This is a genomic window from Serratia sp. BNK-12 (assembly GCF_047456085.1).
In the GTDB taxonomy this organism is placed as follows: domain Bacteria; phylum Pseudomonadota; class Gammaproteobacteria; order Enterobacterales; family Enterobacteriaceae; genus Serratia; species Serratia liquefaciens.
Genome location: NZ_CP179896.1, coordinates 3305776 through 3321739, shown reverse-complemented (window position 1 = coordinate 3321739; position 15964 = coordinate 3305776). Strand labels below are relative to the sequence as shown.

At 53.1% G+C, this 15964-nt stretch carries 16 protein-coding genes and 1 tRNA gene; 6 read left to right on the top strand and 11 right to left on the bottom strand.

All coding sequences use genetic code 11. The annotated features are described in order from the left end of the window. Window positions 1–28: 28 nt before the first annotated feature. Together ompA and sulA are read right to left on the bottom strand one after the other, a co-directional pair. Entirely contained in the window at window positions 29–1105 is a 1077-nt protein-coding gene (gene ompA / locus ACMGG1_RS15535) for a porin OmpA (RefSeq protein ID WP_020826172.1), read from the bottom strand. Between the two features lie 358 nt (window positions 1106–1463). Then, window positions 1464–1970 (bottom strand): SOS-induced cell division inhibitor SulA, encoded by a 507-nt coding sequence (sulA, locus tag ACMGG1_RS15530; RefSeq protein WP_044549608.1) that lies wholly within the window; start codon window positions 1968–1970, stop codon window positions 1464–1466. 232 nt (window positions 1971–2202) lie between these two features. Between sulA and ACMGG1_RS15525 the strand changes: the two genes are divergently transcribed. Then, window positions 2203–2862: a TfoX/Sxy family DNA transformation protein gene (locus ACMGG1_RS15525; protein ID WP_122078274.1), complete on the top strand. Its 660-nt coding sequence runs from the start codon at window positions 2203–2205 to the stop codon at window positions 2860–2862. Here the strand turns inward: ACMGG1_RS15525 and yccS are convergent, their stop codons facing one another. Both yccS and ACMGG1_RS15515 read right to left on the bottom strand, forming a co-directional pair. Beyond that, on the bottom strand, window positions 2863–4998 hold the full coding sequence (gene yccS / locus ACMGG1_RS15520; RefSeq protein WP_414160838.1) for a YccS family putative transporter: 2136 nt from the start codon (window positions 4996–4998) through the stop codon (window positions 2863–2865). Window positions 4999–5024: 26 nt separating this feature from the next. Beyond that, complete coding sequence (locus ACMGG1_RS15515) at window positions 5025–5477, bottom strand: YccF domain-containing protein (RefSeq protein ID WP_020826176.1); 453 nt, start codon at window positions 5475–5477, stop codon at window positions 5025–5027. 166 nt (window positions 5478–5643) lie between these two features. On the opposite strand from ACMGG1_RS15515, the gene helD reads away from it, so the two are divergent. Next, window positions 5644–7698, top strand: coding sequence for a DNA helicase IV (gene helD / locus ACMGG1_RS15510; protein ID WP_259216766.1), 2055 nt, complete (start codon window positions 5644–5646; stop codon window positions 7696–7698). 33 nt (window positions 7699–7731) lie between these two features. On the opposite strand, the gene ACMGG1_RS15505 is transcribed toward helD, so the two are convergent. Continuing rightward, on the bottom strand, window positions 7732–8190 hold the full coding sequence (locus tag ACMGG1_RS15505) for a methylglyoxal synthase (protein ID WP_020826178.1): 459 nt from the start codon (window positions 8188–8190) through the stop codon (window positions 7732–7734). 120 nt (window positions 8191–8310) lie between these two features. Next, a complete protein-coding gene (locus tag ACMGG1_RS15500; protein ID WP_122078283.1) occupies window positions 8311–8982 on the bottom strand; it encodes a DUF2057 family protein in 672 nt (223 codons plus the stop codon). Between the two features lie 260 nt (window positions 8983–9242). Between ACMGG1_RS15500 and ACMGG1_RS15495 the strand changes: the two genes are divergently transcribed. Next, window positions 9243–9656: a CoA-binding protein gene (locus tag ACMGG1_RS15495; RefSeq protein ID WP_046373973.1), complete on the top strand. Its 414-nt coding sequence runs from the start codon at window positions 9243–9245 to the stop codon at window positions 9654–9656. Between the two features lie 66 nt (window positions 9657–9722). Here the strand turns inward: ACMGG1_RS15495 and hspQ are convergent, their stop codons facing one another. Together hspQ and rlmI are read right to left on the bottom strand one after the other, a co-directional pair. Then, window positions 9723–10040 (bottom strand): heat shock protein HspQ, encoded by a 318-nt coding sequence (gene hspQ, locus ACMGG1_RS15490; RefSeq protein ID WP_414160837.1) that lies wholly within the window; start codon window positions 10038–10040, stop codon window positions 9723–9725. 61 nt (window positions 10041–10101) lie between these two features. Next, entirely contained in the window at window positions 10102–11292 is a 1191-nt protein-coding gene (rlmI, locus tag ACMGG1_RS15485; RefSeq protein ID WP_044549619.1) for a 23S rRNA (cytosine(1962)-C(5))-methyltransferase RlmI, read from the bottom strand. A gap of 92 nt (window positions 11293–11384) precedes the next feature. Between rlmI and yccX the strand changes: the two genes are divergently transcribed. Continuing rightward, window positions 11385–11663: an acylphosphatase gene (gene yccX / locus ACMGG1_RS15480; RefSeq protein ID WP_020826183.1), complete on the top strand. Its 279-nt coding sequence runs from the start codon at window positions 11385–11387 to the stop codon at window positions 11661–11663. Window positions 11664–11667: 4 nt separating this feature from the next. Here the strand turns inward: yccX and tusE are convergent, their stop codons facing one another. Further along, entirely contained in the window at window positions 11668–11997 is a 330-nt protein-coding gene (gene tusE, locus ACMGG1_RS15475) for a sulfurtransferase TusE (RefSeq protein WP_044549620.1), read from the bottom strand. Between the two features lie 111 nt (window positions 11998–12108). Next, window positions 12109–12768 (bottom strand): FtsH protease modulator YccA, encoded by a 660-nt coding sequence (gene yccA / locus ACMGG1_RS15470; protein WP_004942825.1) that lies wholly within the window; start codon window positions 12766–12768, stop codon window positions 12109–12111. 229 nt (window positions 12769–12997) lie between these two features. Here yccA and ACMGG1_RS15465 point away from each other — a divergent pair. Then, a tRNA-Ser gene (locus ACMGG1_RS15465) sits at window positions 12998–13085 on the top strand. Window positions 13086–13208: 123 nt separating this feature from the next. On the opposite strand, the gene ACMGG1_RS15460 is transcribed toward ACMGG1_RS15465, so the two are convergent. After that, a complete protein-coding gene (locus ACMGG1_RS15460) occupies window positions 13209–15203 on the bottom strand; it encodes a BCCT family transporter (protein WP_020826185.1) in 1995 nt (664 codons plus the stop codon). Between the two features lie 477 nt (window positions 15204–15680). On the opposite strand from ACMGG1_RS15460, the gene ACMGG1_RS15455 reads away from it, so the two are divergent. Then, on the top strand, window positions 15681–15896 hold the full coding sequence (locus ACMGG1_RS15455) for a hypothetical protein (RefSeq protein WP_020826186.1): 216 nt from the start codon (window positions 15681–15683) through the stop codon (window positions 15894–15896). Window positions 15897–15964 lie beyond the last annotated feature (68 nt).

The window sequence follows — 15964 nt, the reverse complement described above, 5'->3', positions numbered from 1 at the left end:
AGCGGGGTTTTTTACTAAGAGTGGTAGCTTAGCCTTGTGGCTGAGTTACAACGTCTTTGATACCTTTAACTTCGATCTCTACGCGACGATCTGGTGCCAGGCAATCGATCTGTGCTTTGGTAGCACGACCAGCTTTGTAGCCACAGGTGTTACCAGTGACGGAATCAGCTTCGCCCATACCACGTGCAGAGATTTTGTCTGAAGGAATACCTTTAGATACCAGGTAGTCAACAACGCTTTGAGCGCGTTTTTCAGACAGTTTCTGGTTGTACTGGTCAGAACCAACGGCGTCGGTGTAACCCAGAACTACAACAGAACCATCTTTAGGATCCATGGAGCTCAGCTGAGTGTACAGCTGGTCCAGAGCCTGTTGGCCTTCTGCTTTCAGAGTGGATTTGTTGAAGTTGAACAGCACGTCAGACTTCAGAGTGAAACGCTTGGTTTCAACAACTGGAGCTGGAGCCGGAGCTGGTGCTGGAGCAACAACATCATCCTGACCGAAACGGTAAGAAACACCCAGGCTCAGCATGGTGTTGTCTGGACGTGCGCCGACAGTACCTGCATCACCGATGTTGCTAACGAATTGGTAGTCCAGGCGAGTAGCCCAGTTTTTGGTCAGTGCGTACTCAACACCCACTGCAGCCAGCGGAGAAACGCCAGTGTCGTGGTCGCTCAGACGAGTGCCATTGCCGTAGTTAGCTTTGGAATCAGCACGCCATACCATACCACCCAGACGAGTGTAGATGTCCAGATCGTCGATGATTGGGTAGCTCAGTTTAGCTGCCAGTTGAACGCCCTGTGCTTTGAAAGCACCGTTGTTCACGCTGCCTTTGTAAGGCATACGGCCAAGCCAGTCATAGCCCAGCTCGAAGCCCAGGTATTGGTTCGCCTGGTAACCCAGGAACGCGCCAGCACCCAGTTGATCTTTATGGGTCGGACCATTGCCGATACCATTCTGGTAACCGTTGCCGTAGAAACCAGTGTCATGGTACTGGGACCAGCCCAGTTTAGCACCGGTGTACCAGGTATTATCTTTTGGGGCGGCTTGCGCTACGGTAGCGAAACCAGCCAGTGCCACTGCTAATGCGATAGCTGTCTTTTTCATTTTGCGCCTCGTTATCATCCAAATAGGCAATGAGCTTTAAAGCTGTTTTAAGCCCTTGGTTAAATTCCTTCGCCAAGGTTTGAGCCCTCGTTTGTTACTCGGCCAGTTTATCTGGCGTTATAGAGCAACCTTGGCGATGTAAAGTCTACAACGTGGCGCGAAAGTTACAAGTGTGATGTGATAAAGCTCTAAAAAAAAACGCGGAATCGTACATATTTACTAACATTAACCGGCAAAAAAACGAGCAATTCAGCCTTCGTTTTGGGCCGCGGAACCGCAGCCGCACTCGCTTTTCCCCTGATCCCATAAAGGTTCCCTTGAAGAACGATGAAAATGATGGGAAAAATCCTAAATTTACTTAATGATACAAAGAAGAGTGAATTTTTAGGGTGGAACACTGTCCGTGAATCGGGTTTATGTCACGTTGAGGACGCATAATGAACCCATAAGCGTTACCTAATTCTGCCGCGCGTCTTAATTTTAGACGATCTTCTTCCGTAAGATCGGGTAACCAGCCGAGTACGACACTGTAATTTCCCGTCAGTAACGCTTTTTCCATCGCTTCGACCGTGTCCAGCGGACTGATTTGGCTCAGCTGCACCACTTTCCCAACCGGCAGGCCGGACTGCTGTAGCCACCTTTTACTCAGCTTTTGCTGTGGAGTCAGCCATAACAACCAGCGCGACTGCATGCCCAACTGCTGTAGCAAAGGCAGCAACAATTGCGCCACTGCGGGCTGATGCTCGTTGTAAACAAGTTCACTGATAAGGCCATTTTTGTTGCCGGCATCTGTGTTTTCTGCAGCATTGTTCACCGCAAAAGAGGTGTGGCTGAAATGGGTTTTGTAGAGTGATTGAGTACGCATAAAGTATCCCGCCCGTAGTGTCACTGTATGTTTATACAGTACATCCAGTTGTCAGTAAGATCAACCCAAATCTTCGTAGCACCTCGCATAATTGCGATCATTTTTTATACGGCAGAGTTTTGTGATTGGCATGCCCATGGATAGTGCGTATTTTTCTAATTACTTGTTCACGTTAGTTTTATTTCATTGATACGGGAAATGATAGAACGCTAACCCACACCAGGAGGACGTTATGAAAGGGAAATCAACGGGAAGGATCGCACAGGCCAAGGCCTGTTTTTGCGCATTGGGCACTATCACTACTCGCTCGCAGTTCGGGGGCTACGGGGTACTGGCCGACGGCATCATGTTCGCGGTTATCGCTGAAGGAGAGCTTTATCTTCGCGCTACGGAGGGGCTGGAATCGGTCTTTCGCTCACGCGGTATGGTCAATATGGTTTACTCCAAACGCGGTGTGCCTATCACTATGCGCTATTACTGGGTAGATGAGACCTTGTGGCGTGATAGGGATGAACTGGTTGGGTTAGCCTGGCAGGCCATTCGCGAAGCGCGTCGGGAGCAAGAGATTAAAGCGGACAACCAGAGTCGGTTAAAAACCTTACCGAATATCGACATCAATATGGAACGTTTGCTGTGGCGAGCCGGTATTCGTAATGTTTATGATTTGCGGTTAAACGGGGCCAAGCGCAGTTATCTTCGGCTACTGCAGCAGCAAAAAAATTTGGGGTTGCGGGTGCTGCTTTCATTAGGCGGGGCCATCGCCGGCTATCATCACGCCGCTTTGCCTTCGGAATTACGCAGCGAGCTGACGCACTGGTTTGACCGCACCATGATGTTGCTTAGCCACGGCCATAACCCAAGAGTCCAGGGCCTTATGAAAGGCCCTGAATGATTATGCCGATTTACCTATTTGCGCATTCAGCATCGTGAGTTCCGGCAAGAGCTCAATCACCAGCCCAATCTGCTGCAACACCAATTGATCTTTGCTTTCCGGTTCCGGCGCCGCGTGTTGAATTCGTTCAGCCAGGCTTTCCAACGCCTGAGTGATGTGCCCACTGTCCTGCTCTTCTTGATGCAGGGCGCCATCGACATAACAGACAGCATCACTCAGCAGATCCAGGGTCGCAGGATTATTCAGGCGTTCACGGTGTGCCCCCAACGCCGAGATATAACTCAATAAGGTGTGGTTCAAACACAGCAGACGGAAGGCCGCATCCTGAACGTCTTTATTGGCTTTGGGATCGGCAGACATATTTGAAATCACCGATGCCAGCTCCGCGTCACTGTTGTGCGCATCCCGCCGAGCGATACGGTAGGACAGGCCGTTGTCTTTTCCCTGATGGTATTGCACCAAAATGGCATCCAGATAACGGCAGTTGGCGTTCAGCGTCTTACTGACCACCGTGGGTAATTGCCGGAACTTCCAGTCAGGCCAGATAAAGCTGACTGCGGCCCAAGCGATGGCGCAACCCAGCAGCGTGTCGTAAACGCGCGGCGCGGCGACTTCGAAACCTTCGCCCAGCAGGTTAAAGCACAGCAATACTAACAGGGTGATAAACATGGTGGCATGTGCGTACTGCACGGTGCGAAAAGCAAAAAACAAAACGCCGCTAATCACAATCAGCACGAGTTGGCCTTCCACCGAGGGCACAAAATAGAGGATTGGCAGCCCGACAAGAATACCGGCCAGTGTGCCGATTATCCTCAATGCCAGCCTGCGGCGAGTGGCGTTGTAGTTGGGTTGGCAGACAAACAGGCTGGTTAACAGGATCCAATAGCCATGCTGCATCCCAGTAAATTGAATAAAGGCATAACCAATACACAGCACCACAGACATGCGGATGGCATGGCGGAACAAGGCCGATTGCGGCGTCAGATGGCGGCTGATGCGCAAGCGAATATCGCTCCAGCCGGTGAGCCGGTCATCCGACAGGCTGTTCTCTTCCACCTGGCCGTTGGCCAATGCCTGTTCGGATTCAATATTTGCCAGCTGTGCGTCAATCGCGCGCAAATTTTTCAACAGGTGCGACAGCGCCTTGGTCAACTCGCGATTTTCCGGGGTAAGGGTAACGCGCGCTAAAGCTTCATCAATGCGGGCAAAGGCCGGTTCGAAGCGAACGTTATGCTGATACTTTTGCCGCATCAAAATCGACTGGGCCAACTGCTGGCAGGCACGAGCCTGCATGCTGAGCAAGCGCTGAAAGCGGAACAGGATATCGCTATGACGGAATTGTCGGCTTAGCGCTTGGTATTGAACGTGCGCGGAGCTGGCGCGTTCATGGATGTCCTGCGCAACGAAGTAGTAATGCAGTGTGCGGCGGGTGCCTCGTTGGCCGCGATCGCCTTTTAACCGCGTCAGCAATGAAGCCTTGGTTTGGTTGAGGATAGTCACCAGCGTGCTGTTGGCCATGGCAACGTCCATCCAGGGCAGGTCTGCATCCTGTTCGGCGTCGGGATCAAACAGGTTGGCTTTGGCGTCCAGATAATTCGCCAACTGGTCGTAACAACGCGCCAGATTTTCCTGTAGAGGACGGATAGGGAAGATCAGATGACCTATCAGCGTCAGCAGGTTGTACCACAGAGCACCAATGATCAGCAGCATAGGCTGTTGATACCAGGCGTCATACATCGAAGTGCCGAGCATGGTGTAAACCGCAATCAACAAGGCACCAAATGCAATGGTGGCGTAACGTTGCCCCAGAGCACCTAACAGAATAAAGCCGCAGGTGGAGGTCGTCAGGCCAAGCGCGAACAGCCAGGGGTAGGGAAACAGCAGTTCAATGGAGGCGGAGGCAACAAAGAAACACACCAGCGTAATCAGCAAGTTGCGTAGTCTGCCGGTCAGGCGGTCGTCCAAATCGGTCAACGCCGCCGCCACCACCCCCAGAGTCAGGGGAATAGTGAGTTTCGGAATACCGAGCCACCAGGGGACGGCGGCTGCGCCGGCCAGCGCAATAAAAATACGCAGGTCATAAAGCAGGTTGCTGTTGTAGGCATAACGGCGTATTGCTGGTGCAAAAGAGAGCACAAAAAACTCCTCGGGCGGAGAAAAAATTAACGCTGCTGATACTGACGACGGGCATTTTCAGTTCTGGCCTGTTGCGCCATTTCTACTGAGACCACGCGACGCCCAACCGGCCACAGGGCAATGGCGGCGATTTTGAAATTGGCAATGCCCACCGGAATGCCAATAATAGTTACGCACTGCACAATACCGGCGGCGATATGCGACAGGCAGAGCCACCAGCCGAACAGGATCAGCCAGACAATATTCAGCAGCGAGCCGCTGGCGGAAAGCAGCGCATTACTTTTTTCCGGATAAAGCTCATTAACGTGAATAGCTTCATTACCGAACGGCAGTAACGACAGCTTGGTGATCTCCCAGCAGGAGCGAGTCAGTGGCAGGGTGATGATCAACAGCACGCTAAATACCGTGGCGATCAGCCAGCCCAGGGTAGTGACAAAACCGCCCAACACAAAATTAAGAATATTCAGTACAGTACGCATAGTCGTCATTCTGCTCTAATGATGGCCAAACCGCGATGCGGTTGCGTTTGCTATCAAAACGCAAAATCTATTCTACCCTTTTTTTAGCGCTAGAGTGCCACTGCTTATCGCAGGTAAACTGGCAGATATCCGTTATTTAATCTCAACATAGTCATGGCGCGAAGATATGGAACTTAAAGCGACATCGCTGGGGAAACACCTGGCTCAGCATCCTTATAACCGCGTGCGGTTGCTGCACGCCGGGGTCGAGGTGAGCGGTGAAAAGCATGAATACCTTATTCCTTTCAATCAGTTGATTCAGGTTAGATGCAAGCGCGGCATCGTCTGGGGCGAGCTGGAGTTTGAGCTGCCGGATGAAAAAGTGGTGCGCCTGCACGGGACTGAATGGCAGGAAACTCAGCGTTTCTATCATTACCTCCAGCAGGCCTGGCAGCAGTGGAGCGCTGAGATGAGCGAGGTCAGCGCCGGCGTTTTGCAGCAACAGGTCGAACATATTCAGCGAATTGAGCAGCAGGATAAGTGGTTTAAGAAATCCGAACTGGGCAAGTTGCAGCAACAGATTCGCCAGTCTTTCGGTGCTTTGCCCATGCCGGTTGCACGGCTGGAGGAATTTGACAACTGTCGGGAAGATTATCAAATCTGCCGCCAATGGCTGCAGCACGGGTTGCACAGCGTGGAGCAGCGTAACCGGCAGTGGACCGAACGGATGCTGGAGACGCACCAGGATTTCTTCCAGAGCATAGAAAGCTCACCGCTGAACGACTCGCAAAGTCGCGCCGTAGTTAACGGTGAAGACTCGGTATTGGTATTGGCCGGAGCAGGCAGCGGAAAAACCTCGGTATTGGTGGCGCGCGCGGGCTGGCTATTGCGCCGTCAGGAGGCCGAACCCGGGCAAATACTGCTGCTGGCATTCGGTCGCCAGGCGGCGGAAGAGATGAACGAACGCATTCAGGAACGGCTGGGCGGCGTGGCTATCCAGGCCAAAACCTTCCATGCACTGGCACTACAGATTATCCAACAGGGCAACCGCAAGGTGCCGGCGATCAGTAAGCTGGAAACCGACAGCAAGGCTCGCCGGGCTTTGCTGATTACCCATTGGCAGCAGCAGTGCGCAGAGAAAAAAGCCCAGGCTAAAGGCTGGCGTCAATGGTTGATTGAAGAGTTGGAATGGGAAGTGCCCGAAGGCGATTTTTGGCAGGACAAGCGCCTGGCGGAGCGGTTGGCCGGCAGACTCGAACGCTGGTTGGGCCTGATGCGCATGCACGGCGGTAGCCAGGCAGAAATGATCGAACAGGCGGATGAAGAAATCCGTGACCTGTTCTCAAAACGCATTCGCTTAATGGCCCCTTTGCTCAAGGCCTGGAAAGGGGCGTTGAAAGAGGAAGGGGCGGTGGACTTCTCAGGCCTGATCCACCAGGCGGTCAATATCTTGGAGAAAGGTCGGTTCGTCAGCCCGTGGAAACACATCCTGGTGGACGAGTTCCAGGACATTTCACCCCAGCGTGCGCAATTACTGGCAGCGTTGCGTAAACAAAATAAACAAACCTGTCTGTTTGCGGTAGGTGACGACTGGCAGGCCATTTACCGCTTCAGCGGGGCCGAGTTGACGTTGACCACCGCCTTTGCCGAGAACTTTGGCGAAGGTGCCCAGTGTGCGCTCGATACCACTTACCGTTTCAATGATCGTATCGGCGAGATCGCGAACCGTTTTGTGCAACAGAACCCACATCAGTTGAAAAAACCGTTGAACAGCCTGAGCAAGGGCAATAAGAAATCGGTGATTTTATTACCGAATGAGCAGCTTGAAAATCTGTTGGACAAGCTGAGCGGTTATGCCAAGCCGGATGAGCGAATTCTGGTGCTGGCACGCTATCACCATTTGAAACCGCAGGCGCTGGCAAAAGCGGCGACCCGTTGGCCAAAACTGACCCTCGAGTTTATGACCATTCACGCCAGTAAAGGGCAGCAGGCGGAGTACGTGATCATCGCCGGTTTGCACCAAGGCAGCGACGGTTTTCCGGCGGTCGCGCGTGAGTCGGTATTGGAGGATGTTTTGTTGCCGCAGCCGGAAGATTTCCCGGATGCCGAAGAGCGGCGACTGCTGTATGTAGCGCTGACTCGCGCCAAGCATCAGGTCTGGTTACTGCAGGATCGTGAACGTCCGTCGGTCTTCGTTGAACAACTGCAGGATCTCGGCGTTCCTGCTCAGAAGAAGCCTTAAAATTAAGGCCTGGCGGAAACCAGGCCGCGAGCGTTACTTCAGGCGATCCTGCAAATAGCGTTGATAATCAGGAATGGCAATTTCCACTTCACGTTTGAAGAGTGAAGAATCGATCAGGAAATCCGCCGTTGAGCGGTTGGTGGCGACGGGAATGTTCCATACCGTCGCCAGACGCAGCAGCGCTTTCACATCCGGATCGTGGGGAACCGCATTGAGGGGATCCCAGAAGAAGATCAGCATATCTATTTTGCCTTCGGCAATCAGCGCGCCGACCTGCTGATCGCCTCCCATCGGGCCGCTTAACATGCTTTGCACCGGAATGCCGCTGGCACGCTGGATCAGGTTACCGGTAGTGCCGGTGGCGTACAGTTGATGATGCTCAAGGACGGATTTGTTTTCTTCAACCCAGGCAAGCAGGGCTTGTTTGCGGTGATCGTGTGCCACCAGCGCAATGTGTTTACGCGCGGCGATAGTGCGGGTAGTAAATTCCATCTCGATGTCCTTCGCTAATCAGGGGATGTGCGACAGATTACTGAAACTGTTTTTCACTGCCTAGCGTTTACACCTGAAAATGCGAAGAAAGCGCGCCTTTAAATAAAGGCGCCGGTAATCTTAACGCACGGGCTGTTTATTCGCCCAATGGAGGAAACGCTTTTGCGTCTCTTTGTCCGCCTGCTGGAACCAGTATTGCAGCATCTGTTCGGAAACGTTTTCACCCTTCAAAGTGACCGTGGGGGAGTTCAGCGCGGCACTGGCGAGCGGAGAGGAAGGCGTAGTCGCGCGCACCTGGGTGAAAGCCGGCACCGAGGCCGGGCGGTTTTGACTGTTGTAGTCCGCCATGACTTTTTCCAAATCGACGCTGAGCGTGGCGCCATCGGCATGCAGCACGTCGTGTTTCATCGCCAGCGCGTTACCGTTCTTATCAATCACTTGATAGTTGAGCGTTTTATCGAATCTTTGGCCATCACGTACATTTTCAATACGCGGCAGCTCAATGGCAACGGAGCTGACATTCTGCGTACTGAAGGTCGCGATCAGCGGAGGGGAGGTATAGGCAGTTTGTTCGTGCTGTCCTGAACGTACAGACTTGGCCACTTTAAACAGCAACTGATGTTGCCCGCCATCCAGCTCCAGGCTGTCGGCACCTTTTAACAACGCTCCTGTCATTTTCTTGCCGTCGACCACCAGCAGATCGATGTCCGGGGAGAGTTTCAGGGTCGTAGCCACGGCAGGCATGCTGATACTGATGCTGAGCAGCCCCGCAACCATCAGACCAAATTTCATGGTTATCTCCTTATAAGTGGCATCGCTATTAGTGTTGAACACGCCATAGATTGTGTCAAAGTTTTTCAGCATTACGGTTTGGTTTACAAATGTACACATTTATTTTCATTTGGACATTTATTTGAGCCGGATATGCTGGCAGTGACAGCATCAGACCGCAAAAGTGGCCGGGAGTTTCCGCATGGTTGCGTTTAGCCGATTTAAAGCCGATAGAGTACACTCGGAACAGGGAAATCGCCCGTTGATGATTGGAGCCGAAGATGCAAGACCACGAGATTGCCGACCTGCTCAAGCAGGTGAAAACCATTGCGCTGGTGGGTGCCAGTGATAATCCATCCCGGCCCAGCTTTGGTGTCATGGCTTATTTGCTGTCACAGGGATATCAGGTAACGCCGGTCAGCCCCAAGCTGTCAGGGCAAACGTTGCTTGGCCAGCAGGCCTATGCCACGCTGAAAGATATTCCGCACCCGGTGGACATGGTTGATGTGTTCCGTAATTCGGAGGCGGCGTATGGCGTAGCGCAAGAGGCGATTGCGATTGGTGCCAAAGCGTTATGGCTGCAAATTGGCGTTATTAATGAACAGGCCGAGGCGTTGGCGCGTGAGGCAGGATTGAAGGTGGTAATGGATCGTTGCCCTAAAATCGAGCTTCCTCGCCTGGGTCTGGAGCGCTGAAAGCCGGTAAAAGAAAAGGCCTGACAAATGCCAGGCCCTTATTGGGTGTTTCTCAGGCCTGGCTAATCAGTTGCGCAGGCGCGGGGCTTGGAGCTGGTGACGGATAGATTCCGCCAACTCGTCCAGTGAAGGTTGTTCAGGATGGGCATCCTGGGCTTCGCCATCCAGCTGTGCTTCCGCCAGATAGGTATGCACCGGTTGGCCTTCTTCGTCCTCCATCACCACGTGGTACCAAGGGGCGAAACGTAGATCGGTATTCGCCGCTATTTCATCAGCTTTAGGCTGTTCCATGGAGTATTCAGGGTCGATATCAATTACCACCCCCAAGTACCCCAGCAGCTTATGCCGAACCTGTTGTCCGATACCGAATTTGCTGACAATCATGATGACCTCCTGAGAAACAGTGCCTTGCTCTCTATATGAGGGCAAAACAGCGTATTTCAAGTTACATCACCCGACACGCAAACCCTTTCAAATACAGCCCTTCAGGGTAAGTCGCAATTACCGGGTGATCGGCAGCTTGACGATACTGCTCTATAAATTGTACATCACGCCCGGCATCTACAGCGGCATCGGCCAAAATTTTCTGGAACAAATCGGTAGGCATCAGACCGGAGCAGGAGAAGCTCAGCAAAATACCGCCTGGATTCAACAACTGAAGCGCTAACATGTTGATATCTTTATAGCCGCGGCAGGCACTGGCCAGCTGGTTTTTATTCTCGACGAACTTCGGCGGATCCATAATGATCAGATCGAATTTTTCACCCTGCGTGCGGTAGTTGCGCAGCAGTTGGAACACGTCATCGCGCACAAACTCGGCCTTGCTCAGATCCAACCGGTTCAGTTCAACATTCTGTTTGGCGATATCCAACGCCGCTTGCGATGTATCTACGCTGATCACCTGTGAGCAACCGCCCATCAATGCAGATACCGCGAATGCGCCGGTATAAGAGAAGCAGTTAAGCACGCGGCGGCCGGCGGAATAGTTACGGGCAGCCAGGCGGCTGTCGCGCTGGTCGAGGTAAAAACCGGTCTTATGGCCCTGCTGAATGTCCACCAGCAGCTTCATGCCATGCTCGGTGATTGGCAACAGAGCAGGGGGCAGGTCACCTAATACCGGTCCTTGCGCCAACGGCAGGCCTTCTTTCTTACGCACCGCGACGTCTGAGCGATCGTAAATGGCGCATTCCGGGTAGCAATGCTGCAAGGCGGTAATCAGCGCAGCACGCTGATACTCGGCGCCGGCAGACAGCAATTGCAACACCAGGAAATTCTGGAAGCGATCGATGGTGATGCCCGGCATGCCGTCGGATTCACCGGCGATCAGACGGTATCCGTCCAACCCGTCGCGCTTCGCAACCCAATCACGCCAGCTTTGTGCCTGCTGTAAACGGCGGATGAAGAATTCGATGTTAACGTCTTCATCCTGCTGGAAAGTCCAGACACGGGCACGGATTTGCGATTCAGGCGAGTAGGCGCCGCGCGCCAGCCATTTTCCCTGCGCGTCGTGAATATCGATGGTTTCGCCGGACAGGGCTTTACCTTCAATACGTTGAACGGCACCGGAGAAGACCCATGGGTGGCGACGGAGTAAGGACTTTTCACGTCCTTTGGCGAGAAACAGGCGTACGGTCATAATTAAGAATGCTGCCAGCTAGGTAAAAAGAGTGACATTGCCGTGCGTACGCACAGAAAATGCCATAAACGAAATTCGATAAGGGGCCGATTATGACACAAGTTTGTATTGCTGCGTATGTCTATGGCGTGGTGCAAGGGGTAGGGTTTCGCTACAACACCCAGCACCAGGCGACGGCGTTGGGGTTAAGCGGATATGCGCGCAATCTTGATGACGGCAGCGTTGAGGTGGTGGCCTGCGGCGAGCAACCGCAGGTGGATAAGCTGGTGGAATGGCTGAAAAGCGGCGGTCCGCGTAGCGCACGTGTCGATCGCGTGCTGGTGGAACCGCGCGGTACGGCAGATTATCAAGGCTTCAGCATTCGCTATTAGCGTCTCAGATGCATTTTACCGGCTTCGGCAAACCGGCGATTTTTGTTGCCTGTTTGGCCGGGCCTTTGGGGAACAGGCGATAGAGGTAGCGGCTGTTGCCTTTCTCCTCTCCGTACTTCTGCGCCATAGCTTTGACCAGCATGCGGATCGCCGGTGAGGTATTAAATTCCAGGTAAAAGCTGCGTACGAAACGCACCACTTCCCAATGCGCCTCGGTTAGCGTGATTTCTTCCTGCTCGGCCAGCAGCGGCGCCAGGGCCTCGTGCCAGTCGGCGCTGTTTTTCAGGTAACCCTGTGCGTCAGTTTCAATAACCTGACCTTGATACTCCAACATACTGCCTCGGTAACGGGTAATTCAGAACGGCCGCCAGTTTAGCAAACTTTTACCGCCGCAAAAAATAAAGCCCCGCCGGAGCGGGGCTTTGGGTATGACTCAGACGCCGAATCAGTTGCTGCGCGCGAAGCCCAGAATGCTCAACAGGCTGATGAACATGTTGTACAACGATACGTACAGGCTGACGGTGGCGCGAATGTAGTTAGTCTCGCCGCCGTGAATAATGTTGCTGGTTTCCCACAGGATGGCGCCGGCGGAGAACAGGATAAACAGTGCGCTAATCGCCAGGTGCAGGGCAGGGATCTGCAGGAACAGATTGGCGATCACCGCCACCAGCAGTACTACAAAACCGGCCATCATCATTCCGGACAGGAACGACATATCCTTGCGGGTGGTCAGTACGTAGGCTGAACAGCAGAAGAACACCACTGCGGTGCCTCCCAGCGCCAGCATGATCAGGTCGCCGGCTCCGGTATTAATAAATGAACTGAGGATGGGGCCCAGGGCATAACCCATAAAACCGGTCAGGGCGAATGCCGCCAGGATGCCCGCAGGGCTGTTAGCCAGCTTGTGGGTCAGGAACATCAGCCCGTAGAAGCCGACCAGCATCAGCAGCAGGCCCGGTGCCGGCAGCCCCAGCATGGTGCTGGCGGTTGCGGTGAGTGCCGAGAAAGCCAGCGTCAGTGAAAGCAGAAAATAGGTGTTACGCAGAACCTTATGCGTACTCAGCAAAGAGTCGCGCGAGGAGGATGAGACGACAATACGGTCCATAATGATCTCTCTTAGTCAGGTCATCACAAAATTAGTGACGATGATAGGCAGCGCAAGCGTTTGATTAAAGTTTGTTTACCAATCTTTACCCTTAGTTATCATTGCTGCAACCTTGAGCTGGAGTTGGCGGTTTCTTCAACGCTCAAGCGTGAGGTGCTGGTTTTTCGTTCGGTTGAACGGCCTTGGGCTTTACAAGCGGATCAGCTCTGTTTATAGTTCGCCTCGTTGCGGAGGGGTGGCCGAGTGGCTGAAGGCAACGGTCTTGAAAACCGTCGACGGGAAACCGTTCCAGAGTTCGAATCTCTGCTCCTCCGCCATAAATTATGACCCCGTGCTCTCTGAGCGCGGGGTTTTTTATTGGGTTTGAAAAATGGCAATCGCCGCCGTGGACCCATAAAAAAACCGCCCCGGCTGGGACGGTTTGTCTGGCAAAGCAACCGCTAACGCACCAAATGCAGGAAGTGCAGGTGCTTCTCGTACTGGTCGAGAATATCGTGAATGATCTGTTCTTGCGTCCAGCCCATCACATCGTAATCCTGGCCCCCTTCCTTCAGATGAACCTCACCGCGATAGTATTTATGTTCCTCGTCGCGTTCCTCATCTTTCAACCCCGCCAGAGCAAAGGCCGGTTGAATGTAAGCGCGCAGACGAACTTCATAGACAAAGTTCAGATCTTCCCCTAAATCGACTTCGAAACGGATGCGATCGTCTTGCGAATCGTCAATCGAGGAGGTGGTATTTTGCTTGGCCAGTTCGGCTTCCACCAGCGCCATCGCCGGTTGAACCACTTCACCGACAAAGCGTTTTACCTGAGAACGTTTCGGGAAATAGGCAATATTACGCAAACGCCGCTGCCATGAGATCGGGTTGCGCGCGGCGGTCGGCGCAATCGTGGTCATCATCTGGCTGTCGCGTTTGTAGGCGTCGATACGTAAGGCTTTTAACAACCCGTAGATTGAGACCAGCAGGATCATCGAAAACGGCAGGGCGCTGGCGATAGTCACGGTTTGCAATGCGCTTAAACCGCCGGCAATCAACAACGCAATCGCCACCAGACCCATCAGGGAAGCCCAAAAGATCCGCTGCCATATGGGGGTTTGATCCGAACCGCCCGAAGCCAGCGTATCAACCACCATCGCCCCAGAGTCTGCCGACGTGACGAAGAACACCACGACCATCGCCATGGCGATAAACGACAGAATATTAGAGAACGGGAAGTGCTCCAGGAAGTTGAACAACGCCAGGGCTACGTCGTTTTGCACCGTATTGGCCAGATCGCGCGCCCCTTCGTTCATGATCAAATTAATGGCGCTGTTGCCGAAAACCGTCATCCACAGCAGCGTAAAGCCCGCCGGAACGAACAACACGCCGGTAACGAATTCACGGATGGTACGTCCGCGTGAAACGCGGGCGATAAACATGCCGACGAACGGCGACCAGGATAGCCACCAGCCCCAATACAGCAGTGTCCAGCCCCCCAGCCAGTTGCTGGACTTCGGCTCGTAGGCATACAGGTTAAAGGTTTTATTGACGATATCGGAAAGATAGCCGCCGGTGTTTTCAACAAAGGATTTCAGCAACAGCACGGTCGGGCCGAGCGTACCCACCAGGACCAGCAGCAGCACCGCCAGGCCGAGGTTCAGTTCGGACAGAATGCGGATGCCCTTATCCAACCCGGAAACCACCGACAGCGTTGCCAGCCCGGTGATCACCACGATCAGCACCACCTGCACCGTTGCATTGATCGGCAAGCCGAACAGGTGATTAAGCCCGGCGTTAACCTGCAACACGCCGTAGCCCAGGGAAGTCGCGACGCCGAACACGGTACCTATTACCGCAAAAATATCGACTGCGTGGCCAATCGGCCCGTATATGCGATCGCCGATGATGGGATAAAGCGCGGAACGCAGCGTCAAGGGCAGGCCATGACGGTAGCTGAAGAACGCCAGGATCAGCGCCACGATGGCATAAATCGCCCAGGCATGCAGGCCCCAGTGGAAGAAGGTTAGGCGCATGGCCTGTTTAGCCGCTTCCACTGTTTCCGGTGTCCCGGTCGGGGGAGAAAGGTAGTGCATCACCGGTTCGGCAACGCCAAAGAACATCAGACCAATGCCCATACCGGCAGAAAACAGCATGGCAAACCAGGAAACATAGCTGAAGTCCGGCTGGGCGTGATCCGGCCCGAGCTTGATATTGCCGTAACGCGATAAACCCAGATAGGTCACGCTCAGCAGGATCAGGGCGACCGCCAGAATGTAAAACCAGCTGGCGTTAGTGAAAATACCCTGTTGCAGCGCCTTGAACTTACGATCGGCTAACTCAGGATAGAAGGCGGCAAAGGCCACCAGGACGATGATTAAAGCGGCAGATATAAAAAATACCGGAGGATTGATATGGCTACGACGTGCCACAATTTCAGTGTCGTTTTGGCTCATAGAATACCTTCTTGCTAGTCCGTTAGGGAATGGGATAGTCCGTTAAAACAACTCCATAAAAAGAGGGGCAAACAGGCTGCCCAAGAAATTAAACTCCGCGAGTATATAGAAAAATCGGGGCAATTTACATTTTTATGGTCAAAAAGGCTGTTTTAAGTGGTTTGGTTAGACGTTTTAGCTATATAAAAACATTGCGATGAGAAAGGGTAATTCACTCTTTTTGCAGGGAAAAACCGGTGCAGAGGATCTTGCATGGCTTTCACTATGACAAAATGCGGGCAAAAACAGGATCAGGCTGCGGGCAGGGTTTCTGAGGTAGTTCAAGGGGGTTTTAGCGGCAGGTAGAGCAGATCATGATAGAAATCCCTATAACAGTGGCCTGAACCCGGAGGGATCTGCCGTTTACTATTGATCCGATCAAGCCAAGGGTTAAAATAGATCCATTCGCTCGCGTTTAACGTTTTCATGGAGATAAAGATGAGCTGGTATCAAATAGCGTTATGGACCATGATCTTTCTGAAGTCCGGTGCCTTTCTGGTGTTCGTTTGGTGGTGGATGTTCAAACGCGCAACCAAGCCTTATGTCCGCCCGCAGGATGTTGTGATTGACGAAACGCCGGATGATGACAATCTGACCATGGAAGAAGTGATGAAGAAACACGGTATTACCCGTGTGGAAAATCAAACGCAATAACCCCCGTTCTTTTCAGATTCGGTCTGCGAACTATCCCTGTGGAAATGCGGCAATGCCTGCAAGCCGGG

What these genes read in the sequence shown, in the direction of transcription:
- helD (WP_259216766.1), top strand. Translation starts at nt 5,644, where the DNA reads ATGGAACTTAAAGCGACATCGCTGGGGAAACACCTGGCTCAGCATCCT.
- ACMGG1_RS15500 (WP_122078283.1), bottom strand. Translation starts at nt 8,982, where the DNA reads ATGAAATTTGGTCTGATGGTTGCGGGGCTGCTCAGCATCAGTATCAGC.
- ACMGG1_RS15460 (WP_020826185.1), bottom strand. Translation starts at nt 15,203, where the DNA reads ATGAGCCAAAACGACACTGAAATTGTGGCACGTCGTAGCCATATCAAT.
- ACMGG1_RS15515 (WP_020826176.1), bottom strand. Translation starts at nt 5,477, where the DNA reads ATGCGTACTGTACTGAATATTCTTAATTTTGTGTTGGGCGGTTTTGTC.
- ACMGG1_RS15455 (WP_020826186.1), top strand. Translation starts at nt 15,681, where the DNA reads ATGAGCTGGTATCAAATAGCGTTATGGACCATGATCTTTCTGAAGTCC.
- yccA (WP_004942825.1), bottom strand. Translation starts at nt 12,768, where the DNA reads ATGGACCGTATTGTCGTCTCATCCTCCTCGCGCGACTCTTTGCTGAGT.
- yccX (WP_020826183.1), top strand. Translation starts at nt 11,385, where the DNA reads ATGACACAAGTTTGTATTGCTGCGTATGTCTATGGCGTGGTGCAAGGG.
- tusE (WP_044549620.1), bottom strand. Translation starts at nt 11,997, where the DNA reads ATGTTGGAGTATCAAGGTCAGGTTATTGAAACTGACGCACAGGGTTAC.
- ACMGG1_RS15495 (WP_046373973.1), top strand. Translation starts at nt 9,243, where the DNA reads ATGCAAGACCACGAGATTGCCGACCTGCTCAAGCAGGTGAAAACCATT.
- ACMGG1_RS15525 (WP_122078274.1), top strand. Translation starts at nt 2,203, where the DNA reads ATGAAAGGGAAATCAACGGGAAGGATCGCACAGGCCAAGGCCTGTTTT.
- rlmI (WP_044549619.1), bottom strand. Translation starts at nt 11,292, where the DNA reads ATGACCGTACGCCTGTTTCTCGCCAAAGGACGTGAAAAGTCCTTACTC.
- hspQ (WP_414160837.1), bottom strand. Translation starts at nt 10,040, where the DNA reads ATGATTGTCAGCAAATTCGGTATCGGACAACAGGTTCGGCATAAGCTG.
- ACMGG1_RS15505 (WP_020826178.1), bottom strand. Translation starts at nt 8,190, where the DNA reads ATGGAATTTACTACCCGCACTATCGCCGCGCGTAAACACATTGCGCTG.
- ompA (WP_020826172.1), bottom strand. Translation starts at nt 1,105, where the DNA reads ATGAAAAAGACAGCTATCGCATTAGCAGTGGCACTGGCTGGTTTCGCT.
- sulA (WP_044549608.1), bottom strand. Translation starts at nt 1,970, where the DNA reads ATGCGTACTCAATCACTCTACAAAACCCATTTCAGCCACACCTCTTTT.